This window comes from Gordonia sihwensis (assembly GCF_029632925.1).
GTDB lineage: Bacteria > Actinomycetota > Actinomycetes > Mycobacteriales > Mycobacteriaceae > Gordonia > Gordonia sihwensis.
The window spans coordinates 3,106,194-3,126,553 of the sequence record NZ_CP121248.1 but is presented as its reverse complement, the minus strand read 5'-3'; the positions used below and the strand labels follow the sequence as shown (position 1 = coordinate 3,126,553).

Genomic DNA, 20,360 nt, shown 5'->3' with positions numbered 1-20,360 from the left:
GACGAGTCGGCCGGGGATCGTGACCCGATCCCCGGCGGCGCCGCTCGGATTCAGACGCGGGCGGTGTCGCTCGGGTCGTCGCTTCGGAAGATCCGGCGGAACGACATCGTCCCGGTCTTCGCGTCGTACGCGCGGGTCGGCAGCCAGGTGAACAGGTGCAGGACCCGGTTGTTCAGCACCTGCAGGCGGCTCTTGCGGGCTTCGCCGTGCAGCCCGTGGATGCGGTAGGTCTCCGGCAACTGCCGCATGTACCGGCCGTAGGAGCGCGGGCTGCTGCGGAAACGGCGTGCCGAGCTGTCGGCGGCCATGCCGACGATGAAGGCGATCCGATAGCCGGCCTCCCGGCAGCACAGCGACAGATCCAAGTCCTCGTACACGTCCGGGCGGTCGGAGACGGCGTCCCGGATCGTGGGCCACACCGCGGTGCGCAGAACGCTGTTGCCGCCGGTGGCCATGTGCAGACCGACGATTCCGCGCGGGTCGTCGGACTTGGCCCGCACCCGCGCGATGAGCCGCTGATTCGACTTCTCGAAGGTCTTCTTGAACGGAGAGTCGAACGGGGTGAGGGGGCCGGTGGCGAGCACCACGTCGTCGGGCATGTCGGCGAAGAACTCCCGGATGGAGCGGGCCCAGCCGGGGTGCGGAACCGTGTCGGCGTCCAGGCGCGCCGTCAGTTCACTCGTCGAGGCCTCGAATCCGGCGTTGCGCGCGAATATCAGTCCGGGGCGGGTCTCGCTGACCAGACGGATCCGCGGCTCCCGCGCGCTGAACTCGCTGACGATCTCGGCGGTGCGGTCGGTCGAATCGTTGTCGACCACGATGATCTCGTTGAGGTCCTCGATCTGTTCGCAGAGACGGGTCAGCGTCTGCGCGATCGAATCCTCCTCGTTGAGCGCCGGAACCATGACGGAGAGAGTTGGGTGAGTCACAGAGCCGAACCCTACCGCCCAATGCGGACAGTTCGGAGTTTGTCGGCGGACAGATCTGGGTGTGTCGGCGTTTCAGATGAATCTGCGATCAGATCCGTCGAATCGGACGCGCTACCCGCCCCAAGTCGTGTGTGATCTATATCGCAGACTCAACGCTCGCGATGTGGATCGGAAGCTGTAACAGAATGATCGGGGTCGGCCGATAGTCCGTTCAGCTGACAGATTGAAGGCGCCGCTCTTCAACGCCCGTGCCGTGGTACGCGTTGAGCCAGCGGATGGCCGAAGAGACGATGCGAAGGTCCTCATGGGGCCCGACGGTGCGGAGGCGATAGGGGAGAAGGTTCATGAGCGCGGCGAACAGCGCGGCGTTCGCCGAGTGGTCGGAGTAACCGCCGGCCTCGAGGCGGCAAGCGATCTCGTCCGCGAGTTCGGCATAGGTGACCGGCTTGCCCGCGAGGCGGACGGCGACGAGCCGCGGCATCGTGATGCTGCGGTCTTCGATGCGTTCGAGCAGATCGCTACTCATGGTGATCACCTGTACTTCTCTAGCTGCCGCTGTGGTCGTGCGTTTGAATGAGTATGTCCTGCTGACAACGGTCCGCGATAGGGGTTAGTTCCCAGAACTGCTCGCGATCGGTCCGAACGTATGTGCAGGCGGTGCGGTTTGCCGCTGTTTTTGCAGGTGAGCGCGGTGCTGCGGGGCCTCTGTGGCCAAAGTTGCAATTGTTTAACAAAGCACATCGCAGCGCGCGCCCGGCATGTTTTTGCGGAATCGGCCGCCGGGCTGCGATTATCGTCAGGTGTGACCGGTTGACTGGCCGGAGGATGAGGCCCGCCGGGCTCTGCTGTGTGGGCCGCCGCACCGGACTGCGGCGGCCGGAAGGAATGAGTGATGACCAACCCGTTCGACGATGAAGACGGCCGGTTCTACGTTCTGGTGAACGCGGAGAACCAGCATTCGCTGTGGCCGACGTTCGCGGACATCCCGGCCGGCTGGACCAAGGTGTTCGGCGAGGACAGTCGAGAAGCGTGCCTGGAGTACGTGGAGAAGAACTGGACCGACTTGCGCCCGCAGAGTCTGATCGACGCGATGGAAGCAGACCAGAAGAACGCCTGACCGGCCCGTTCGGGCGACGTTTCACGCTTGGGGAAACCGCGGTCTCGCCGGGTCGGGAGAGGGAGCGATGCCGGCTAGTCGATCGGTGCCGTCGGTGTCGGCGCGGATGCAGGCGACCGGCACCACCGTATTCGGCTTCACCTATCTCGGGATCTTCTTCCTCGCGCCCAGCGATCTCGACCGCTACTTCGCGCTCACCGGCCACTGGTGGCGGTGGCTGGGCATCGCCGTCGTCCTGGCTTCCGCGCTCGCCGTCGTCGCCGTCGGGGTCACCCGCCGGATCGATCGGCTCGAACCGGTGGCCGTCGGCTGTGCCCTCGCCTTCCTGGCGCTGATCGCCGCCTGGTTCGCCGGGTGGGACGGGCACGTGGGCCAGGTTCCGGCGAACGGGTTCGATCACGGCATCGTCTTCATCCCCCAGATCGCGAGCTGCCTGCTGGTGTTGTGCGGCAGGCTCGGCTTCGCGGTCGCGAACCTCGTGGTCGCCGGCGGGCTCAGCCTTCTCGTCGCCTCGATCGCCTCGGGGGGCGTGGCCTGGGTGGACCTCGCCGCGGGACTGTGGGTTCTGGCCCTCGCCGGAATCTATCTGGGAATCTGCTGGGCGGTGATGAGCGCAGCGCACCGGTTCGACGAACAGCGGCAGGAGGCGGCCGCGCGAGCCGTGGCACTGCTGCGGAGCAACGTCCGCGACGCCGAACGGCGCCGGATCGACGCGATGGTGCACGACCGCCTCATCGCGCTCCTGACGGCTCTGCGACCCGGGCCGCTGTCCGTGGGCTTTCGGCAGAACATCTCGGGTGTGCTCGACGAACTCGCGAACTGGTCGACCGAGGTGGAGCCGGGCGCGGAGCGGATCCGGGCGACCGAGTTCCTGCAGCGACTGCGTCTGTCCGTCGACGATCTCGGTTCCGGGGTCGAGGTGGAAGCCGTGGTCTCCGCTCCGCCGGGCACCGAGTTCCCGGCCGCGGCGGCCGACACCGTGATCGAAGCGGTCGGGGAAGCGGTACGCAACTTCCATCGGCACGCCGGCCCCGAGGCGTCCGGCGCCGTGCTCTGCGGCGTGGGGCCCGACCGGATCAGCGCGGTGGTCGTGGACGACGGAGTCGGATTCGACCCGGAGGCGATTCCTGCGCACCGCATCGGGGTGGCCCTCGGGATTCTGGAACGGATGCGCCAGCTCGACGGCGGCACCAGCCGGGTGGTCAGTGCTCCGGGCGCCGGAACTCGAGTGGAACTCGGCTGGGCCGATCCGGGCGCTGACCGGTGAGCGCCGCTGTGGAGCCCAGGAGAACGATCACCGAACCTGCGGTGCGTCGTGCGCCGATGGTGGTGGTGTTGGCCGGATACCTCGTTGCGCTGGGCATTCTGATGGCGGTCCGCGGTGCGGTGGAACCGCGGGGCTTCGCGTACTGGGTCGGCGCCGGCTGCGGGCTGGCGCTCTACACCGCGGCTTTCGCGGTGACGCTCTCTCCGCCCCCGGGGCGATTCGGCCGTCGCCCGGCACTGGTGGCCATCGGTCTGACACTGGTGGCGCAGGCGGTGGTGTGGGTGGCCGTCGCGGCCGACGGTGTCACCGACGCCCGCGCATACCTGCCGATGTTCGTCACGGCCTTCGTGGTGGAGACACTGCTGGTGTTCCGCAGCCGGGCCGTGATCGCCTGGGTGGGTGCACTGAGCGGCATCGCCCTCGGTCTGGTGCTCGGCGCGGTCACCGGCGCGACCCACTGGTGGAGCACCGTCCAGACCACGACGGCGGTGCTCCTCGCCGCAGCCACGGCGGCCACGGCGATGCTGTCTCCGCTGTTCCGGGAACTCGACGCGCTGGCCGCCAGACACGAGCGCGCCTCCGACGAGGAGGGCGCGGGGAAGGCTGCGCTCCTGGCGCGTGAGGAGCGGATCGCGCGAATCGACGGGAGGGTGCGTCCGCTGCTGGAGAACGTGCTCGACGCCGATCGGGTCACCGGAGCCGACGTCCGGACCGCACGGCTGATCGAGGCCCTCCTGCGCGACGGCATCCGAGCGCCGTCATTCGACACCTCCGAGGTCCGCAGGGCGGTGTGGCGCGCGAGAGACCGCGGCGTGTCGGTGACCCTGCTCGACGACGGTGGCCTGAGCGAGGTGGCCGTCGACGACGCCGCAGTGATCCTGGCGCAGGCCTCGACGGTCCTGTGCGCCGATCTCGACGCATTGTCCGAAGGCGAGGTGGTGGCCCGCGTGGCGCCGCCCGGCCGCTGCCCGGTGGCATCGGTGACGGTGGCGCACGGCGGCACTCGGCGGCGGGTCGAGTTCAGCGGCGGCCGCACCCGGGTGGTGGAGTCGTGAACGAACTCCGGATGCGGCGCGGCGCCGCGGTCTGCATGGCGATCACGTCGCTGTTCGTGCCGACCCTGATGCTCGCGTACTACGACCAGGTGGTGGTCCTGGTGGAGGCGTGGTGGCTCCCGGTCAGCATCTCGCTCGTCGGCGGATCGGCGATGGCCCTGCTCCTTGACGCGTCGTTCGGGAACGGGCGCCGCGTAGGTCCGCTCTCCCTGCTCCTCGGCGTCGCCAATGCGGCCGCCGTGGTGCTGTGGCTCGTCGCGTGGAAGGGCGGTGCGGCGCCGTCGACGTACGGGTCGCCGCCGATCTGGCCCGCCAACACCGTGGTCCTGCCCGCCGTGGTGATGGCGACGGTGTACCGGCCCCGGGTGACGGTGACGTATACGGCATTCGTGCTGATCCTGCTCGCGACCGCGCAGCAGTACGTGAAGCAGGGGCAACTCGGCACCATCGGCTATGCGAACTCGTTGCTGACCGCCACACTGGTCGGTGTGTTCCTCACGGTGGAGTACTCGATGATGCGTGCGCTGCGCGAGACCGATGCGCGCCGGGACCGAATCCTGGCGGCGAGTGCGAATGCCGCGAGTCGAGCCGCCCGTACGGCTGAGCGAGAGCGGCTCGACGCGGTGGTGCGCGACGGAGTGGTCGCGATGCTCAGACTGGTGTCGGAGAACCCGGTCGACGCCGAGACGAGGAGGGAGGCGGCCACGGCTCTCGCCGACCTCGACGGCCGTTCGGCCCCCTACCGGCCGCCCCTGCACGTCTCGGCTCGCGAGTCGGTCCTCCGGCTGCGAGAGGCGGTGAACGCGATCGGCGACGACACGATGATCGACCTCCGGGTCGACGATCCGGAGATCGAGTACCCGCACGTGCTCGTCGAGTCACTCGTCGACGCGGCCGCCGAAGCGGTCGCCAACGCGGTCACCCATGCCGGGCCGGGATCCTCGCACGCACTCGTCGGTGTCTTCGACGCACACCTCATCCGTCTCCGGATCGTCGACGACGGCGTCGGCTTCGATCCGGACCGCGTGCCGCCCGACCGTGCGGGCATCGAACTCGGAATCCTCCGCCGCATGCGCGAACAGCCCGGCGGCGGCGCCTGGATCGATTCCTCGGCGTCCGACGGAACGATGGTGTCGCTGGAATGGCGCAGGCCGTGACCGCGACGGTCCGCCGCGCTCCGCACCCGTCCGGCGATGCGCGGCCCGGCCGGGGACCGGAGACCATGGCGGAGATGCTCGGTCTCGGCCGCCCCGGACTGCGGGTGGCCGTGGGAGCGGTGATGGTCGCGTACGTGGTGGTGGAACTGTTCCTGCCACGGCTCGACCTCAGCTTCGCACAGCTCACTGCGATGGTCGTCGGATCGATCGGTCTGGCCGCATCGTTGTGTCTGGCGACCTGCGGTGTGGACGACCCGCTGTCGCGGCCGGCGGCGATCGTCGTGGTCTGTCTCGGCGCGGCCTCGGGCGCGGTGGTGTGGTGGTCGATTCCGGTGGGACCGGCCAACTGGGTGCGCCCCAGCGCGCCGATGATCGCGTACGCGGTCGCGATGTGTCTGCTGATCGTGCGCGGCCGGGCGAGGTGGGCGTGGTTGGGGTTCGTGCTGGTGATCGGACTGTCGTGGGTGGCGGTGGCGGCGTGGGGCTGGCGTCCGGGCACGGCGGTCCCGGTGGCGCTGCGCATGCTCGCGGCGATGGTGCCGGCCTCGCTGATGATGCTCTACGTCCGGCCGCTGCTGGCGTTCGCCCGCGTGCTCGACCGCCGCGAGGTCGCGGCCGTCCAAGCGAGCGCCGCCCACGAGGCGACGCTGATTCAGCGGCGCGCGCAGCTCGACGCCCTCAACGAGGAGGTCCGGCCCTTTCTGGAACGACTCTCCGTCGGTGACGGGTTCTCGCCCGGCGAGGTGATGCGGGCGCGACTGGTGGAGGCCGAGCTGAGGGATGAGGTCCGCGGCCGAGGCTGGATGTCGCAGCCGGTGCGGGACGCCGCGGCTGCGGCGCGGGAGCGCGGTGTCGATGTCCGGCTGTTCGACGACCGGCGGGTCGACGCGCGGGGCGGGGTCGCCGACGGCCCCCTCCACGCCGAACTCGTCGCGGTGCTCACCCGGGCGCGGCGGGGCGGGGTGACCGCCCGTCTGCTTCCCGCCGGCCGGGACGTGGTGGCGTCCATCGGCGAATCCGACGGCACCCGTACGCGGCGGCGCGTGTGCGCGGTCTCGACCGCCGGTGAACTGGCCTGGAGAGACGACACCGGCGGCGCATCCTCGGACTGAGGAGCGCCGCCGGTGCGGAGACTGAGTCGAGATCCCCGGTCAGTGCTTGGGCATCATCGAGGTCAGCGTGGTGACCGAGGCGCCGGCCAGCTTCCACTGTCCGTCCTGCTTCACCATCGCGAGCTGGATGTCGACCGGTGCCGGAGCGTGCGGCGACTTGACGGCGGTCACGGCCACCGCCTTGTTCTCACCGTCGGCCTTGACCGACTTCACGGTGTAGGCGTCGGGGGTGTAGCCGGCCGGACCGGAGGCCTTGGCGAAGGCGTTGAGCGCCTCGGCCGACCCGGGAGTCGAGGTGTCGACCACCTTGGAGAGGTCGTCGATCGAGGTGTTGCCGTCGACCGCGGTCCGGATGATCTCCTGTGCCTTGGCGTTGTCGAGGCCTTCGACACCGGCCATGGCGCTCGATTCGACGCTCGCCGACTGCGAAGCGGAGGCGGTGCTCGCGGTGTCGTCGTCGGAGTTCGAGCATGCCGCCAGCAGTGCGGTGGTGGCGGCGACGGCCGCGAGCGCGGCGGCGGGGCGACGGAGGTTTCGGATGGCGGTCATGGCTCTCCTAGTGGTCAGACGGGATTATTTAGGCAAGCCTAACAGCAGATGTCGCCGTCAGGGTGCCGGGGTGAGCACGGTCGCATCGTCGAAGGTCATCGACAGGTCGGCCACCGACGACGCCATCAGCGCGCGCCGGGACAGATCCAGGCGCCGCAGTTCGTCCGCGATCGGGTGGTCGCCCAGTGTCAGGCGCGCGCCACCCAGTCGGGTCCTGGTTCCCGAGGTGGAGGTCAGACGCCACGGGGTCCGGCGCGCGACGCCGTCGAGTTGCGAATACGCCTGCAGAACGGTGTCGCGCGCGCTGTCGGGAACCGGGACGCCACGGCTCACGGTGAGGTCGGCGATGAGCCTGCCCTCCTGGCTGACGCGTCCGTGCTTCACCGCCGAGTCGTGGTCGACCTCGAAATCGGCGAGGATCTTCGGGAAGCCCCAGATCCCGCGGCCGGCCGCCAGAGTGAACTCGCCGTCCACCGGCAGATCGTGGATCAACGCATGGGCGTCGGCCGACGCCAGGGATCGCATCGCGGACAGCGTCGAGGCCTGCCGCCCGGGCGGCTGCATGAGGAAGCAGACGCCGAACTCGTTGTACGGCCCGAGGTCGCCGTCCCGGTAGTCGACGAAGACGAGCATGCACAGTGCTCGTCCGCGGCGCACCTGCAACGGTGCCAGGTCCAGGTCGCCGCGGCGGCGGACGGCGGCGCGCACGGCTTCGGTGTCGGCGGTGAACCCGGCGACGAAGCAGCGTGCCGACCGGATCCGTACGGGCATCTCGACGTCGACGCCCAGAACGTCGTGAACTCGCATGTCAGTCATCTGTCTCACGCTACGTCGTGAGTCTGGCGTTGCGGGTGAGTTCCCTGGTGAAGGAGATGGCGCATGTCACGGACTTTGGTCCCCCGAACGAAGGAACACCGAGATTTTGTCGGAGGCGTTCGATACTTTGAAGACGTCCGAGATGTTCGTATCGGACAGGGGATGGGGAGATGACGAAGCACATGGACGACGACGGCGGTCCGGGGACGCCCGAGTCCGGGATCGTTCGCGTCGGGATGGTCGACGACCACCAGTCGCCGGTATGGGGGATCGAAAGGATTCTGGAGCGTCAGGACGACCTCGAACTCGTCGGCTCCGCACCCACCGTGGCCGAGCTCCTGGACAAGGCGACGGATCTCGACGTCGTGATCCTCGACCTGCGTCTCAATGACGGAACCACCCCGCGGGAGAACGTCAGCACGCTCGCCGACCACGGCATCGTGACGGTCGTCTACACCTCCGGTGAGCATCCGGACCTGCTTCGCTCGGCTGCGCGCGCGGGGACGCTCGCGGTGGTTCTCAAGTCCGCCTCCGAGGAGGAGATCCTCGCCGCGATCCGCGCCGCGGCCGGCGGCGAGGAAGTGCTGACCACCGAGTGGGCGGCCGCCATCGACGGTGACCCGAACCTCGATGCCGTCGACCTGAGTCCGCAGCTGCAACGAGTGCTGACGCTGTACGCGTCCGGCGGGACGTCGGTCAGCGTCGGACAGGAGTTGGGTGTCACACCGGACACGGTCAACGAGTACCTGAAGCGGATCCGGCAGAAGTACGCCGATGCGGGCCGTCCCACGCGCACCAAACTCGACCTGTTCAAACGTGCGGTCGAAGACGGCTGGCTCCCGATGCCGCTCCGGGACTCCTGAGGGGCCTTCTCCGCTGCTCACATGCCGTGCGTCACAGCGCGCGGAACGCCCGAAGATGTCCCTATTTCTGGGTCTACCGGGGCGGCGACGCCGTTCGTAACGTTGATTGTGAGCCTGGGCGATTCCTGTTCAGGTGCCAACCACAGCCGGTCGGGGATTTGACAGGAGGATCGCCTGTGAGCGTTGCCGAACTCGAGGTCGGAATCAACGATGGGCGGGTGCCCCGCATGACGGCGCCGGTGGTCGATGCAGCAGTACTGCCGCATCTGGTCGTCGCACCTCCGTCGCGACCCGCACTGTCGACACGTGAGGTCGAAGTGCTCCTCGCGTGGATGGCGGCGGAGTCGAAAGAGGACGCCGCGAACAAACTCTTCATCTCTCAGTCGACCGTGAGCACGCATATTTCGCGGATTCGTGCCAAGTACGCGGCCGTCGGCCGCCCGGCACCGACGAAAGCGCACCTTCTCGCTCGCGCATTGCAGGACGGGTATACGACACTAGAGGAGTGGTGACCCGGACTTTCATCAGAAGTCGCCGCCCGCTGTCCGGATCTCCGGACGGCGGGCGGCGACATTCGATGGGAACGGTTCTCGGCGGCGACCCCCAGCGTGACCGCGTCCGAACCTCCCTGGCCAGGTTCGTCGGAATCGGCTATCTCATCTACGCGGTGATCGCGCTGCCGCAGATGGCGTCTGAAGCCGATGGACGGCTGCCGCAGTGGTACCCGGTGGCCGCCGCCCTGCTCGCCTTCGGCCCGGGCTTCGCACTGTTGGCGGCCTCGCTGGTGAGAGCCTGGCATCGCGGCATCGCGGCCCTTGCACTCTCGTGCGCGATCGGCCTGTTCGCCGCGGCGGTGCTGTGGCTGGCGCTGTGCCGCGCCGAGACACAGAGCCCGGCGTTCTGGATCCTCGACTTCGCCGGCCTGGTGGGCATGGCAGCGGTCCTGGTGCGGCCGGTCCGCGAGGCGATCGCGCTGCTGGCCGTCGCCAAGCTTCTGGGTGCGATGGTCGCGGTCTGGTACGTCACCGGCGCCGATGTGTGGTCGGCGGTGGAGGAGGCGCTCTTCGGGATCGTGTTCACGTCGGTGTGTGTTCTGTTGGCCCATCGGGTGCTGCGGCTCGGCGCGGAACTCGACGAGTCCCGATCGAAAGCCGAATCGGCAGTCGCTCAGGGAGTGGCAGAGGTGGAGGCGGCGCGGGTCGACGCCCTCATTCACGACTATGTGCTCTCGACCTTCGTCGCGGTGGCGGCCGACCGGGACGACCCACGAGTGGCCGACCAGGCCGCCGGTGCACTCGAGGCGCTGGACCGGCTGGCCGATGAGGCGGGAACGCCCGACGACGTGGGCGCCAGGGAGGCGGTGGCCCGGCTGCGGGCGGTGATCGCGCGGATCGACGGCGATCTGCCGGTGACGGTCGAGATCGACGACCACGCGATCGCCTGTCCCGACACGGTGATCTCGGCGTTGGCCGAGGCAGCCGCCGAGGCCGTGCGTAACAGCGTCGTCCACGCCGGCGCCGCGGCTGCGACGGCGGTGTTCATCGGAATCGGGCCCGACCTGATCCAGATCGTGGTGACCGACGACGGGGTGGGCTTCGATCCCGAATCGGTGTCGGCGGACCGCCTCGGGCTGGCGCTGAGCATCCGCCATCGCGTCGGCGTGCTCCGCGGTGGAGAGGCCGTCGTCGTCAGCAGGCCGGGACAGGGCTGCACTGTCCGTCTGCGCTGGTCACCGGCGGCGGTGAGCGTCGGATGACCGCGCCGGATCGGGTTGCGGCAGACCGCGCCGCCCAGCAGGGGAGTGCCGACGTCGCGACCGTGCTCGGTCTGCGGAGCCGGGGCGCGGCGCTGGTGGTGGCCTGTGCTTGGACGGCGTTCGCCGCACTCGGTCTGAGCAGCGGCGACGTGCGGGCGCCGGCCGCGTATGTCGGCGGGTTCGTGATCCTGGGCGTCGGCTGGGTCGCCGGACTGCGCTCGCCGTCCGACCCGATGCGGCCGTGGCACGCGGTCGGCGTGGCGGCGTCCGGCGTGGCCGCGTCCGGGCTGTCCGTCTGGGCGGCCGAGGTGAGCGACCGTGCGGCAGTCTTGTCACTCGGCGGCGCCGTGGCATTGACGTCGCTGGTCCTCGCGGTGCGCGGGCAGATCGCGATCGCGTGGGCGGGCGGACTCCTGGGCGTGCTCGCCACGGCCGTGGCGGCCCAGGCTCGCGACATCGACTTCGTGACGGCGGCGCAGATCGCGGTGCCCGGGAACATCGGGATACTGGCAGCGGCCACCTTCTTCGCGATGATCATCCGGCCACGCGTCCGGCAGATCAGCGCCATGCGCAGGCTGCGAGAACGGGGCCTGCGAGAACGGGGCCTGGGGGAACGGGGCGGGGCGGACGGGGAGCCCCTGGCGGTCCGCGGCGACCGCATCCGACAGTTGCAGGACCGGGTGCGGCCGCTGCTCGAGCGCATCGCCTCGGGTGAACCGCTGACCGACCGGGAAGTGGCGATGTGTCTGCTCGTGGAGGCCGGCTTGCGCGACCGCATCCGGGCTCCGGGGCTCGATGTCCCCGAACTGGCCGAGGCCGCGTGGCAGGCGCGAGCACGCGGCGTCCGCGTGCTGCTGCTGGACGACCGGAAGGCAGCGCCGGTCCTCGACAGCACCGTGCTGCACGACGTCCGGCAGGCCGCCGTCGGGGTGCTGACGGGGGCGCGCGCCGGCGCGCAGGTCACGGTGCGGCTCCTGCCCGAGCGGCGAGACCGGTACGCCACGATCGCCGTCGCCGAGGACGGTTCCGCCCGCAGGATCGACTTTCCACCGGAGCCCGCCGAAGGCGGACGGCCGGCACGGTGAGCACTCGCAGGCGAGGTTTCCCCAGGTCCCGGCGCTGAACTGATTTGGCTGCAGCAGGGGGATCGGCCTACACTAGAGCGGTTGCCTGCGGCGTGTGCGCCGCGAGTCGAGCCGCGAACCCACTGCGGCGTCCTCCGGAATCCGGGGAACGCCCAGGCAGGCGCGGGTTTCGATGGTGACAGACCGTGTGCGTCGGGTCGGAAATCCGGCGGACATAAGTATCCAGGTCAAGGAGACTACGCAGTGATTCAGCAGGAATCGCGGCTGCGCGTGGCCGACAACACCGGTGCGAAGGAGATCCTCTGCATCCGTGTTCTCGGTGGATCGTCGCGGCGCTACGCCGGCGTGGGTGACGTCATCGTCGCCACCGTCAAGGACGCCATCCCCGGCGGAAACATCAAGAAGGGTGAGGTCGTCAAGGCCGTCATCGTGCGCACCGTCAAGGAGCGCCGTCGCCCGGACGGCTCGTACATCAAGTTCGATGAGAACGCGGCCGTCATCCTCAAGAACGAGAGCGACCCGCGCGGTACCCGCATCTTCGGCCCGGTCGGCCGCGAGCTGCGTGACAAGCGCTTCATGAAGATCGTTTCGCTCGCACCGGAGGTGATCTGACCCATGAAGATCCATAAGGGTGACACCGTCATCGTCATCGCGGGCAAGGACAAGGGCGCCAAGGGCAAGGTCATCGAGGCCTACCCGAAGCGCGAGCGCGTGCTCGTCGAGGGCGTCAACCGCATCAAGAAGCACACCAGCGCCTCGGCGAACGAGCGCGGTGCGGAGTCCGGCGGCATCGTGACGCAGGAGGCTCCGATTCACGTCTCGAACGTGATGATCGTCGACGCCGACGGCAACCCGACCCGCGTCGGTTACCGCCGCGACGAGGAGACCGGCAAGAACGTCCGCATCTCCCGCAAGACCGGGAAGGACATCTGATATGACCACTTCTGAGAAGGTCCAGCCTCGCCTGAAGCTCAAGTACCGCGAGGAGATCAAGGGCAAGCTGAACGAAGAGTTCAACTACGCCAACGTCATGCAGATCCCCGGCGTCGTCAAGGTCGTCGTGAACATGGGTGTCGGCGACGCCGCCCGTGACGCCAAGCTGATCAACGGTGCCGTCGCCGACCTGGCGCTCATCACCGGTCAGGCTCCGGAGATCCGCCGCGCCCGCAAGTCCATCGCGCAGTTCAAGCTGCGTGAGGGCATGCCGATCGGTGCGCGCGTCACCCTCCGCGGCGACCGCATGTGGGAGTTCCTCGATCGCCTCGTGTCGATCGCCCTCCCGCGTATCCGCGACTTCCGCGGTCTGAGCGACCGCCAGTTCGACGGCAACGGCAACTACACCTTCGGCCTCAACGAGCAGTCGATGTTCCACGAGATCAACATCGACTCGATCGACCGGCCGCGTGGCATGGACATCACGGTCGTCACCTCGGCCACCACGGACGACGAAGGCCGTGCGCTGCTTCGCGCTCTGGGCTTCCCGTTCAAGAGCAACGACGCAGCCGCGAACTGAGATAGGGACAACTGAGATGGCAAAGAAGGCTCTGGTCAACAAGGCCAACAAGAAGCCCAAGTTCGCAGTCCGGGGTTACACCCGCTGCAACAAGTGCGGACGCCCGCACTCGGTGTACCGCAAGTTCGGCCTGTGCCGCGTCTGCTTCCGCGACATGGCGCACGCCGGCGAGCTGCCGGGTGTGCAGAAGTCCAGCTGGTGACTTCCCGCCGATAGGCATGTGACGAGGACCCGTCTCCTTCAAGGAGGCGGGTCCTCGTCCGTTCTGCGGCGCGGCCGAGGGTGAATGTCCGCTGCCGTGCCCGCGCGAGTGGCAGGATTCGACGCATGTGCTTCAGCGCGACTGCGAGTTTCGTGGGCGCCGGTGTGATCACCGCGGTGGGCGCCACCACCCTGTGCCTGGTCCGGGATGTGCGGCAGCTGCCCTTCGCGGCGCTGCCGTTGCTCTTCGGGGTGCATCAGGCGCTGGAGGGATGGACTTGGCTGGCGCTCGGCGACCGCAGCGAGGCGCTGAACTCCGGCGCAGGCGTGCACATGTGGGTGATGTTCGCGTGGGCCGTGCTGCCTGCCTACATCCCGTGGGCCGTGTGGCTGATGAATCGGAGCCACACCGGCGCCGGTTGCAGACGGTTCCGCTGGGAGTCGGCGCGGTGCTCGCGGTGTACATGCTGTATCTCGCGATCCAGCCCGGTATCAGCGTCGCGGTGGTCGACGGCAACCTCGACTACCGGCTCGGCGTCCCGTTCAGTGCTGCCTGGCTGGCCGTTCCCTATGTGTTCGCCACCTGCGTCGCGCCGATGTCGAGCTCGCACCGCTACGTCGTCGCGATGGGAGCGGGCAATCTCGTCGCGATGAGCGTCGCCGCGGTGATGAACGCCGCGGGATACGCCTCGATCTGGTGCACCTTCGCCGCATTCCTCAGCTTGATCGTGTTCGCACACTTCGCGGTGGAACAGCGGAACCGCACGCTCGCCGCGTAGCGTCCAGACACCGATGGCCCCACCGTGTTCGGCGAGGCCATCGGGTTCGGGACGGGATGCGGCGCATCCGTGGTTCACAGGGTCCGGCGGATGTCGGATGAGTCCGATCTCGCAGCCGGTCCGGTCAGGTGCACTGACAGCGTACGGCGCGTCGGCTCCGACCGCAGGCTAATGCGATTCGGACGTGGTGCGCTTGCGCCCGGCGAGCAGGTACACGGTCGGCAGGAGCCCCGCGGAGTTCACTCCGCCGAGCACCACGGTCCAGACCAGTTTCGGGCCGTTGACCTGGTTCTTGTCGCGTGACCGCAGATCGCGGATCGCCCAGACGCGCAGGCCCGCGTCGACCGCGGCCATCGAGATGATCCCCGCACGTGCGGCGGGTGAGAGTTCGGCCCACTTCTTCCTCATGTCTCCAGTCTGCCAGGCTCCGCGGACCCGCGGAGCCGGCGACGGGGATTCCGCTGCTCACCAGGCGCGGTGCCTGCGCTAGATTCACCTCGGGCTGATCGGGCCTCGGACGCCTCACGCGTCTGCCGCATGCAGGTCGAAGACGGACTCGGAGGTGGTCGATGTCGGTGTGGCTGTCCTCGAACCTCGACAACGCCGCGTCGCTGGTCCACCACGGCGGCGAACTGGCGGGGATCGTGGCCTTCGCGGCGTCCGGTGCGCTGCTGTCCGTGCGGCGCGACCTCGACGTCGTGGGCATCGTGCTGCTGGCCGCGGCGACCGCGCTCGGCGGAGGCATCATCCGCGACGTGATCATCGGGAAGACGCCTCCGACGGCCTTCACCGACCTGCGTCTGGTGGCAGTGGCCGTCGCGACCGCGCTCGTGATCTTCGTGTGGCACCCGCCGGCCCGGCTGACCCGATGGCCGCTGGAGGTGGCCGATGCGGTGGGTCTCGGCCTGTTCGCGGTCACCGGCACCGTGACCGCCTACGAGCACGGGCTCAGCGCGCCCAGCGCGGCGATGCTCGGTCTGACGACGGCGATCGGCGGCGGCATCATCCGGGACGTGCTCTCCGGATCGGTGCCCGCGGTGCTGCGGTCCAACGAGCATCTCTACGCGATTCCGTCGCTGGTCGGCGCGGCGGTGACGGCGCTGCTGCTGCACCTCGGCGTCTATCGGCCGTGGGTGGGGTTGCTGTGCGCGGCGCTGGTGACCGTGGTCCGTCTGGCGTCGCTGCGCTACGGCTGGCACGGTCCGCGCCCCTGGTACACCAAGACGGCGCGGCGGGACGATCGATGAGCACCGGAATGAAACGGCCGTGCGGTTCACGCCGCGGCACCGGACGTGGCACGCTCGAAGGTGTGGATTCCAAGCAGAAGCGCGCGACGGTGATCACCGTCTCCGACCGGTCGTTCGCCGGCGAACGCGAGGACGTCTCCGGTCCGCTGGCGGCCGATCTCCTCGGGGAGGCGGGCTGGAGCGCCGAGGTGATCGTCGTCCCCGACGATCGCGACGCGATCTCGAGTGTGATCGTCGAAGTGGTGGAGGCCGGTTCGGGTCTGGTCGTCACGACCGGCGGCACCGGCGTCTCGCCCCGCGATGTGACGCCCGAGGCCACGGCACCGCTGCTGACGCGTGAACTGCCCGGCGTGGCAGAGGAGATCCGGCGGGTCGGCATCGCGGCGCTGCCGCACGCGATGCTCTCCAGGGGCGTCGCGGGCATGCGGCGCGGTTCCCTCGTGGTGAATCTGGCGGGGTCGACCGGCGCGGTGCGCGACGGTGTCCCCGTGATCGTGCAGATCGCCGAGCACGCCGTCGCTCAGGCCGCCGGAGGCGATCACCGATGATCGTCCTCGCCCGGATCAGTGACGTCGACCTCGACGTCGCGGCCCATGTGAACGCCGTAGCGGCACCGGATGCGGGCGCCACCGCGCTGTTCGTGGGGACGGTGCGCGACAACGATCCCGACGCGCGCGGGCAGGTAGTGGAACTGGAGTACAGCGCTCACCCCGACAGCGAGCGCATCCTGCGCGAGATCGCGGAGCGCGTCGACCGACCCGGAGTGCGGATCGCGGTCAGCCACCGGGTCGGCCGGCTGCCGGTCGGCGGCGTCGCGATCGTCGCCGCGGTCTCGTCGGTGCATCGCGGTGACGCCTTCGACCTCGATCGCGATCTGGTGGAGACGGTGAAGGCCGAACTGCCGATGTGGAAGAAGCAGATAGAGAGCGACGGCTCGCACACGTGGGTCGGCTTGGGCCGGGTCGCGACATGACCGGCCGCGAACTCGTCGATCGATTCGGCCGCGTGCACCGAGATCTCCGGATCTCCCTGACCGACCGGTGCAACCTCCGGTGCACCTACTGCATGCCCGCCGAGGGCGTGCCGTGGATCCCGCGTCCCGAACTGCTGACCACCGACGAGATCATCCGTCTGGCGTCGGTCTTCGCGTCGCTGGGGATCGTCGAGGTACGGCTGACCGGGGGCGAGCCGCTGCTGCGACCCGACCTGGCGGACGTGGTGCACCGGCTCTCGGCGATCGAGGGCGCGGACGGACCGCTGCGCGTCTCCATCACCACCAACGGGATCGGACTGGACACGCGGGCTCGGGAACTGGCCGATGCGGGTCTGGAGAGGTTCAACATCAGCCTCGACACGCTGCGTGCGGACCGGTTCGCGACGCTGACCCGCCGGGACCGGCTCGACGACGTGCTCCGCGGAGTCGCCGCGGCACAGGCCACCGGCCTCACACCGCTCAAGATCAACACCGTCGCGATGCACGGCGTCAACGACGACGAGCTGACCGACCTCGTCCGTTTCGCGCGCGAGCACGGCGCTCAATTGCGATTCATCGAGCAGATGCCGCTCGATGCCGGGCACACCTGGTCGAGGGCGCAGATGGTCACCGGTGACGACATCCTCGCGGCCCTGTCGGCGGAGTTCGCCCTCAGCGCGTGCGACGACCGCGGCTCGAATCCGGCACAGCTGTACACGGTCGACGGCGGGCCCACCACCGTCGGGGTCATCGCCTCGGTGACCGCGCCGTTCTGCGGTTCATGCGACCGGGTGCGACTCACCGCCGACGGACAGCTCCGGAACTGCCTGTTCGCACGCGGTGAATCGGATCTGCGCGCGCTGCTGCGTTCCGGGGCACCGGACGAACGGATCGAGTCGGCCATCCGCGAGTCGGTGACCGCGAAGCTCGCCGGACACGGCATCGACGATCCCGGCTTCCTGCAACCCGACCGTCCGATGTCCGCGATCGGCGGGTGAGCCGGAGCCGGTGCCGTCAGCCGCCGGCGAAGGGCGGCAGGATGTCCACGGTGGCGTCGGCCGCCGCGACCGTCTCGTCGGTGGCGCGGACCCCGTCCACCAGGATCGAACAGCAGCTCAGCACTCGCTCGAACTCGGGGCCCAGTTCTCCGGACAGCCGAGCCTTCAAGTCGTCGACCGCCGCGGAACCGTCAGCGGTCTGCTCCGAACGGCCCGCGGCCTCCGCGGCTCCCGCGAAGTAACGGATGATCATTCGGCCGATCTCTTCTCCACCAGTTCGTGCACCCGTGCGGCCGCATCCTCTGCCGACATGCCGTTCGCGACGGCGAGGCCGATCAGATAGGTCGTGATGGGGCCGGCCGGGCGCAGGATCGAGTGAGCGACATCGCGGGTCACATCCAGCAGCAGCGCGGTGGGCACCTCGGCCTCATTCAGACCCAGGGCCGGGGCGAGTTCCTGCGCCCAGCGGTCCAGTCCGGGGGGATAGGCGGTCACGATTCGTCCTCCGTATCGACGGTTCGGGTGGTCAACCGATAATCGCGCACGTCGTCCCAGGTGTCGAGGTCGATCGCGGCGCCAGCTCGGTCGACCACCGTGCGCAGCGACAGCCCCGCGGTCAGCGCCCGCATCGACGCGTCGCGCGCACTGGTCAGCGCGGCGACCGCCCGGCGAAGCGACTCCGTCCGGTACCGTCCCGCCAGCCACTGGATCCGGCCGTCGGCGTCTTCCAGGACCACCGCGTCGTCCACGGCGGCGAGAGCGACGTCCCGGAGTTGCGCGACCACCGCCTCGGCGCGGGGCAGGTCGCAGGCGAGCAGCCACACCTCGGCGCTGTCGCCGACGGCCCCGAGTGCCGCGGCCAGTCCGGCCACCGGACCGCCGAACGGGGGATCCTCCCGGATCACCTGCACACCCGGCCGGCCCACGCTCTGCGGTCCGACCGCGATCACCGGGTCGGCGCCGGCGAGTGCGTCGTACACGGCGTCGATCAGCGTGCGCCCGCCGACGTCGATACTCGCCTTGTCGGCACCGCCCATGCGGGCGGCACGACCTCCGGCGAGCACGATGGCCGCGGTCATCGCACCCAGTCGCCGCTCTTGCCGCCGGTCTTGCGCACCAGCCGGACGTTCTCGATCTCGACCGATTTGTCGAGGCCCTTCACCATGTCGACGAGCGCCAGCGCGGCGACGCTGACGGCGGTGAGCGCCTCCATCTCCACCCCCGTGCGATCGGCGGTGCGGACCGTCGCAGAGACGGTGACGCCGTCGTCGACGATCGTGAGGTCGACGGCCGCGCCGTGCACGCCGATCACATGGGCCAGCGGCAGCAGTTCCGGAGTGCGTTTGGCGGCCGAGATGCCCGCGATGCGCGCCACCGCCAGCACATCGCCCTTAGGGACCGCGCCGTCGCGGAGGGTGGCGACGATCTGCGGCGAGCACCGGACGAAGCCCTGCGCGGTCGCACTGCGGACCGTCGGATTCTTCTCGGTCACGTCGACCATGCGTGCCTGGCCCGCATCGTCCAGGTGGGTGAAGGGGCCGCCGCTCATGACAGCACCATCACGGTGACGGGATCTCCCTCGAATATCTCCACCACGTCCGCGGGCACGATCGCCAGCGCGGAGGCGTCGGCGAGCGAGGACACCAGGTGTGAGCCACTGCCGCCGCGGGAGGCCGGCCGGACGGTCTGTGCGTCGGCCACCGCGGGAAGGATCTGGACCCGGTCGGCGCGGCTGCGCCAGCCCGTCGCGGCGCGCCGGACCACGCGCGGGCGATCGAGGTCGGTGTGCCCGGCCATCTTCCGCAGGGCCGGCCGCACGAACATCTCGAACGACACCGCGACGCTGACCGGGTTGCCGGGCAGGCAGAACACCGGGATCCCGGTGCGTTCAGCGCTCGGGCCGCGCACCCCGAGCAGCCCGAAGCCCTGCGGTTTGCCGGGCTGCATCGCCACGGTGGTGAACTCGATGCCGCCCACCCCGTTCAGGACCGCTTTGACCACGTCGAACGCGCCGACGCTGGCGCCGCCGGTGAGGACGACCGCGTCCACGTCCGGATCAGCGAGAGTCCGCCGGAGGGCTTCCTCGTCGTCCTCGACAGTCGCAGTCCAGGCCACTTCGGCGCCCGCCTCCGCCACCGCGGCCGACAGCAGCGCGGAGTTGGATTCCGGGATCTGCCCGCGGCGGGGCGTCTGCGAGGGTTCGACGAGTTCGGTTCCGGTCGAGATCACCGCGACCCGGGGCCGGCGGTAGGCCAGGACCCGGTCGTGTCCGGCCGACGCGATCGCCGACACCTGCCACGGGCCGAGAACCGTGCCCGCCGAAACGGCGACGGCGCCCGCCGGTGCGTCCTCGCCGGATCGCCGGATGTGGGCGTGCGGTTTCGGTTCCACCGTGACGGTCACGCTGTCCGGAGGCGTCGCCAGGATCTCGGTGCCGAGATCCGTGTGCTCCAGGGGGACGATCGCGTCGGCGTCGGTGGGAACCGGCGCGCCGGTCATGATCCGGACGGCTTCTCCGGCGCCGATCGGCGGGTCGTCCGGACTGCCCGCGGGAACGTCGGCTACCACCTTCAGCGTCGCGCCCACCGCTGCGTCGACGCGCCGGACGGCGTAACCGTCCATCGCGGAGTTGTCGAACAGCGGGACCGGCCACCGGTTGGTGACGTCCTCGGCGAGGACGAGCCCGGCCGCACTGTGAATGGAGAGGATGGTCGCGGGCAGGCGCGACACGGTTGTCTGAATCCGGGAGCGGTGCTCGTCGACGGTGATCACTCGGGACTCCGGTCCGCACGCAAAGGCATGGCCTCAGCCTATCGGCTCGGGATCGGTCGGGTGCGCAGCCCGGGAGCGCAGGCGCCGGTCGCGGTCGGCGGAGGGCCCGGGCGATCGCGAGTCCTCAGATGCGCAGCGCAAGGCGAGCGAGCTGCCGCAGATGCGTATAGA

27 protein-coding genes and 1 pseudogene are annotated in these 20,360 nt (G+C 69.6%); 18 read left to right on the top strand and 10 right to left on the bottom strand.

Translation table 11 applies throughout. From position 1 onward, the window contains the following. Positions 1-50: 50 nt before the first annotated feature. Positions 51-929 (bottom strand): glycosyltransferase family 2 protein, encoded by an 879-nt coding sequence (locus P5P27_RS15130; protein WP_278124796.1) that lies wholly within the window; start codon positions 927-929, stop codon positions 51-53. A gap of 211 nt (positions 930-1,140) precedes the next feature. Beyond that, positions 1,141-1,455 (bottom strand): hypothetical protein, encoded by a 315-nt coding sequence (locus P5P27_RS15125; protein WP_156150513.1) that lies wholly within the window; start codon positions 1,453-1,455, stop codon positions 1,141-1,143. A gap of 366 nt (positions 1,456-1,821) precedes the next feature. Here P5P27_RS15125 and P5P27_RS15120 point away from each other — a divergent pair, with 366 nt between their 5' ends. The 5 genes from P5P27_RS15120 (at position 1,822) to P5P27_RS15100 (ending at position 6,637) form a co-directional block, all read left to right on the top strand. Beyond that, a complete protein-coding gene (locus P5P27_RS15120; protein ID WP_006895631.1) occupies positions 1,822-2,046 on the top strand; it encodes an MbtH family protein in 225 nt (74 codons plus the stop codon). Positions 2,047-2,113: 67 nt separating this feature from the next. Continuing rightward, positions 2,114-3,313 carry a sensor histidine kinase gene (locus P5P27_RS15115; protein WP_278124791.1) on the top strand — a complete coding sequence of 400 codons (1,200 nt, stop codon included), beginning with the start codon at positions 2,114-2,116 and terminating at the stop codon, positions 3,311-3,313. After that, positions 3,310-4,368, top strand: a complete 1,059-nt coding sequence (locus tag P5P27_RS15110; RefSeq protein WP_278124790.1) for a hypothetical protein — start codon at positions 3,310-3,312, stop codon at positions 4,366-4,368. The genes P5P27_RS15115 and P5P27_RS15110 overlap by 4 nt, the downstream gene beginning before the upstream one ends. Continuing rightward, positions 4,365-5,525 carry an ATP-binding protein gene (locus tag P5P27_RS15105; protein ID WP_278124788.1) on the top strand — a complete coding sequence of 387 codons (1,161 nt, stop codon included), beginning with the start codon at positions 4,365-4,367 and terminating at the stop codon, positions 5,523-5,525. The genes P5P27_RS15110 and P5P27_RS15105 overlap by 4 nt, the downstream gene beginning before the upstream one ends. Beyond that, positions 5,510-6,637: a hypothetical protein gene (locus tag P5P27_RS15100; RefSeq protein ID WP_278124786.1), complete on the top strand. Its 1,128-nt coding sequence runs from the start codon at positions 5,510-5,512 to the stop codon at positions 6,635-6,637. The genes P5P27_RS15105 and P5P27_RS15100 overlap by 16 nt, the downstream gene beginning before the upstream one ends. Before the next feature lie 39 nt (positions 6,638-6,676). Here the strand turns inward: P5P27_RS15100 and P5P27_RS15095 are convergent, their stop codons facing one another. Both P5P27_RS15095 and P5P27_RS15090 read right to left on the bottom strand, forming a co-directional pair. After that, complete coding sequence (locus P5P27_RS15095) at positions 6,677-7,186, bottom strand: MTB12 C-terminal domain-containing protein (protein WP_006895626.1); 510 nt, start codon at positions 7,184-7,186, stop codon at positions 6,677-6,679. Positions 7,187-7,243: 57 nt separating this feature from the next. After that, on the bottom strand, positions 7,244-8,002 hold the full coding sequence (locus P5P27_RS15090) for an acetoacetate decarboxylase family protein (RefSeq protein ID WP_278124784.1): 759 nt from the start codon (positions 8,000-8,002) through the stop codon (positions 7,244-7,246). Between the two features lie 170 nt (positions 8,003-8,172). On the opposite strand from P5P27_RS15090, the gene P5P27_RS15085 reads away from it, so the two are divergent. The 9 genes and pseudogenes from P5P27_RS15085 to P5P27_RS20825 all read left to right on the top strand — a co-directional run bounded on the left by P5P27_RS15085 (position 8,173) and on the right by P5P27_RS20825 (position 14,199). Further along, positions 8,173-8,865 carry a response regulator gene (locus P5P27_RS15085; protein WP_411815631.1) on the top strand — a complete coding sequence of 231 codons (693 nt, stop codon included), beginning with the start codon at positions 8,173-8,175 and terminating at the stop codon, positions 8,863-8,865. A gap of 227 nt (positions 8,866-9,092) precedes the next feature. Then, positions 9,093-9,377 carry a LuxR C-terminal-related transcriptional regulator gene (locus P5P27_RS15080; protein ID WP_085950743.1) on the top strand — a complete coding sequence of 95 codons (285 nt, stop codon included), beginning with the start codon at positions 9,093-9,095 and terminating at the stop codon, positions 9,375-9,377. Between the two features lie 65 nt (positions 9,378-9,442). Beyond that, positions 9,443-10,621, top strand: coding sequence for a sensor histidine kinase (locus tag P5P27_RS15075; protein ID WP_278124781.1), 1,179 nt, complete (start codon positions 9,443-9,445; stop codon positions 10,619-10,621). Then, positions 10,618-11,706 carry a hypothetical protein gene (locus P5P27_RS15070; protein ID WP_278124779.1) on the top strand — a complete coding sequence of 363 codons (1,089 nt, stop codon included), beginning with the start codon at positions 10,618-10,620 and terminating at the stop codon, positions 11,704-11,706. The genes P5P27_RS15075 and P5P27_RS15070 overlap by 4 nt, the downstream gene beginning before the upstream one ends. Positions 11,707-11,949: 243 nt before the next feature. Beyond that, positions 11,950-12,318, top strand: a complete 369-nt coding sequence (rplN, locus tag P5P27_RS15065) for a 50S ribosomal protein L14 (RefSeq protein WP_006895620.1) — start codon at positions 11,950-11,952, stop codon at positions 12,316-12,318. Positions 12,319-12,321: 3 nt separating this feature from the next. Further along, entirely contained in the window at positions 12,322-12,639 is a 318-nt protein-coding gene (rplX, locus tag P5P27_RS15060; protein WP_006895619.1) for a 50S ribosomal protein L24, read from the top strand. A 1-nt stretch (position 12,640) separates the two neighbouring features. Continuing rightward, on the top strand, positions 12,641-13,219 hold the full coding sequence (gene rplE / locus P5P27_RS15055) for a 50S ribosomal protein L5 (protein WP_006895618.1): 579 nt from the start codon (positions 12,641-12,643) through the stop codon (positions 13,217-13,219). Between the two features lie 16 nt (positions 13,220-13,235). Further along, positions 13,236-13,421: a type Z 30S ribosomal protein S14 gene (locus tag P5P27_RS15050; protein ID WP_006895617.1), complete on the top strand. Its 186-nt coding sequence runs from the start codon at positions 13,236-13,238 to the stop codon at positions 13,419-13,421. Between the two features lie 125 nt (positions 13,422-13,546). After that, positions 13,547-14,199 (top strand): annotated as a pseudogene (locus tag P5P27_RS20825) (DUF6629 family protein). A gap of 168 nt (positions 14,200-14,367) precedes the next feature. Here P5P27_RS20825 and P5P27_RS15040 read toward each other — a convergent pair. After that, complete coding sequence (locus P5P27_RS15040) at positions 14,368-14,607, bottom strand: hypothetical protein (protein WP_222111235.1); 240 nt, start codon at positions 14,605-14,607, stop codon at positions 14,368-14,370. A 161-nt stretch (positions 14,608-14,768) separates the two neighbouring features. On the opposite strand from P5P27_RS15040, the gene P5P27_RS15035 reads away from it, so the two are divergent. Genes P5P27_RS15035 through moaA form a run of 4 tightly spaced genes read left to right on the top strand, consistent with a single transcriptional unit; the run spans position 14,769 to position 17,417 of the window. Beyond that, a complete protein-coding gene (locus P5P27_RS15035; protein ID WP_006895613.1) occupies positions 14,769-15,446 on the top strand; it encodes a trimeric intracellular cation channel family protein in 678 nt (225 codons plus the stop codon). After that, the gene (locus P5P27_RS15030; RefSeq protein WP_278124770.1) at positions 15,443-15,994 is read left to right on the top strand and encodes a MogA/MoaB family molybdenum cofactor biosynthesis protein; all 552 of its coding nucleotides are present in this window, start codon (positions 15,443-15,445) and stop codon (positions 15,992-15,994) included. The genes P5P27_RS15035 and P5P27_RS15030 overlap by 4 nt, the downstream gene beginning before the upstream one ends. Further along, positions 15,991-16,419, top strand: coding sequence for a molybdenum cofactor biosynthesis protein MoaE (locus P5P27_RS15025; RefSeq protein ID WP_045537144.1), 429 nt, complete (start codon positions 15,991-15,993; stop codon positions 16,417-16,419). Before P5P27_RS15030 ends, P5P27_RS15025 begins: the two co-directional genes overlap by 4 nt. Beyond that, on the top strand, positions 16,416-17,417 hold the full coding sequence (gene moaA / locus P5P27_RS15020) for a GTP 3',8-cyclase MoaA (protein ID WP_222111236.1): 1,002 nt from the start codon (positions 16,416-16,418) through the stop codon (positions 17,415-17,417). Before P5P27_RS15025 ends, moaA begins: the two co-directional genes overlap by 4 nt. Positions 17,418-17,433: 16 nt before the next feature. On the opposite strand, the gene P5P27_RS15015 is transcribed toward moaA, so the two are convergent. Genes P5P27_RS15015 through P5P27_RS14995 form a run of 5 tightly spaced genes read right to left on the bottom strand, consistent with a single transcriptional unit; the run spans position 17,434 to position 20,189 of the window. Beyond that, positions 17,434-17,670, bottom strand: coding sequence for a MoaD/ThiS family protein (locus P5P27_RS15015; protein WP_278124766.1), 237 nt, complete (start codon positions 17,668-17,670; stop codon positions 17,434-17,436). Further along, positions 17,667-17,912 (bottom strand): DUF6457 domain-containing protein, encoded by a 246-nt coding sequence (locus P5P27_RS15010; RefSeq protein ID WP_222111238.1) that lies wholly within the window; start codon positions 17,910-17,912, stop codon positions 17,667-17,669. The genes P5P27_RS15015 and P5P27_RS15010 overlap by 4 nt, the downstream gene beginning before the upstream one ends. Continuing rightward, a complete protein-coding gene (gene mobA, locus P5P27_RS15005; protein WP_222111239.1) occupies positions 17,909-18,496 on the bottom strand; it encodes a molybdenum cofactor guanylyltransferase in 588 nt (195 codons plus the stop codon). Before mobA ends, P5P27_RS15010 begins: the two co-directional genes overlap by 4 nt. Then, positions 18,493-18,966: a cyclic pyranopterin monophosphate synthase MoaC gene (moaC, locus tag P5P27_RS15000; protein ID WP_278124763.1), complete on the bottom strand. Its 474-nt coding sequence runs from the start codon at positions 18,964-18,966 to the stop codon at positions 18,493-18,495. The genes mobA and moaC overlap by 4 nt, the downstream gene beginning before the upstream one ends. Beyond that, the gene (locus P5P27_RS14995; protein ID WP_222111241.1) at positions 18,963-20,189 is read right to left on the bottom strand and encodes a molybdopterin molybdotransferase MoeA; all 1,227 of its coding nucleotides are present in this window, start codon (positions 20,187-20,189) and stop codon (positions 18,963-18,965) included. The genes moaC and P5P27_RS14995 overlap by 4 nt, the downstream gene beginning before the upstream one ends. Positions 20,190-20,360: the final 171 nt, after the last annotated feature.

Excerpts from the sequence above, each read along its gene's own strand:
- P5P27_RS15035 (WP_006895613.1), top strand. The coding sequence starts at position 14,769 with ATGTCGGTGTGGCTGTCCTCGAACCTCGACAACGCCGCGTCGCTGGTC.
- rplX (WP_006895619.1), top strand. The coding sequence starts at position 12,322 with ATGAAGATCCATAAGGGTGACACCGTCATCGTCATCGCGGGCAAGGAC.
- P5P27_RS15070 (WP_278124779.1), top strand. The coding sequence starts at position 10,618 with ATGACCGCGCCGGATCGGGTTGCGGCAGACCGCGCCGCCCAGCAGGGG.
- P5P27_RS15015 (WP_278124766.1), bottom strand. The coding sequence starts at position 17,670 with ATGATCATCCGTTACTTCGCGGGAGCCGCGGAGGCCGCGGGCCGTTCG.
- P5P27_RS15120 (WP_006895631.1), top strand. The coding sequence starts at position 1,822 with ATGACCAACCCGTTCGACGATGAAGACGGCCGGTTCTACGTTCTGGTG.
- moaC (WP_278124763.1), bottom strand. The coding sequence starts at position 18,966 with ATGAGCGGCGGCCCCTTCACCCACCTGGACGATGCGGGCCAGGCACGC.
- P5P27_RS15075 (WP_278124781.1), top strand. The coding sequence starts at position 9,443 with ATGGGAACGGTTCTCGGCGGCGACCCCCAGCGTGACCGCGTCCGAACC.
- P5P27_RS15115 (WP_278124791.1), top strand. The coding sequence starts at position 2,114 with ATGCCGGCTAGTCGATCGGTGCCGTCGGTGTCGGCGCGGATGCAGGCG.
- P5P27_RS15080 (WP_085950743.1), top strand. The coding sequence starts at position 9,093 with ATGACGGCGCCGGTGGTCGATGCAGCAGTACTGCCGCATCTGGTCGTC.
- P5P27_RS15025 (WP_045537144.1), top strand. The coding sequence starts at position 15,991 with ATGATCGTCCTCGCCCGGATCAGTGACGTCGACCTCGACGTCGCGGCC.
- P5P27_RS15100 (WP_278124786.1), top strand. The coding sequence starts at position 5,510 with ATGGCGCAGGCCGTGACCGCGACGGTCCGCCGCGCTCCGCACCCGTCC.
- P5P27_RS15085 (WP_411815631.1), top strand. The coding sequence starts at position 8,173 with ATGACGAAGCACATGGACGACGACGGCGGTCCGGGGACGCCCGAGTCC.
- P5P27_RS15050 (WP_006895617.1), top strand. The coding sequence starts at position 13,236 with ATGGCAAAGAAGGCTCTGGTCAACAAGGCCAACAAGAAGCCCAAGTTC.
- P5P27_RS15030 (WP_278124770.1), top strand. The coding sequence starts at position 15,443 with ATGAGCACCGGAATGAAACGGCCGTGCGGTTCACGCCGCGGCACCGGA.
- P5P27_RS15040 (WP_222111235.1), bottom strand. The coding sequence starts at position 14,607 with ATGAGGAAGAAGTGGGCCGAACTCTCACCCGCCGCACGTGCGGGGATC.
- P5P27_RS15125 (WP_156150513.1), bottom strand. The coding sequence starts at position 1,455 with ATGAGTAGCGATCTGCTCGAACGCATCGAAGACCGCAGCATCACGATG.
- P5P27_RS15090 (WP_278124784.1), bottom strand. The coding sequence starts at position 8,002 with ATGACTGACATGCGAGTTCACGACGTTCTGGGCGTCGACGTCGAGATG.
- P5P27_RS15095 (WP_006895626.1), bottom strand. The coding sequence starts at position 7,186 with ATGACCGCCATCCGAAACCTCCGTCGCCCCGCCGCCGCGCTCGCGGCC.
- mobA (WP_222111239.1), bottom strand. The coding sequence starts at position 18,496 with ATGACCGCGGCCATCGTGCTCGCCGGAGGTCGTGCCGCCCGCATGGGC.
- moaA (WP_222111236.1), top strand. The coding sequence starts at position 16,416 with ATGACCGGCCGCGAACTCGTCGATCGATTCGGCCGCGTGCACCGAGAT.
- rplE (WP_006895618.1), top strand. The coding sequence starts at position 12,641 with ATGACCACTTCTGAGAAGGTCCAGCCTCGCCTGAAGCTCAAGTACCGC.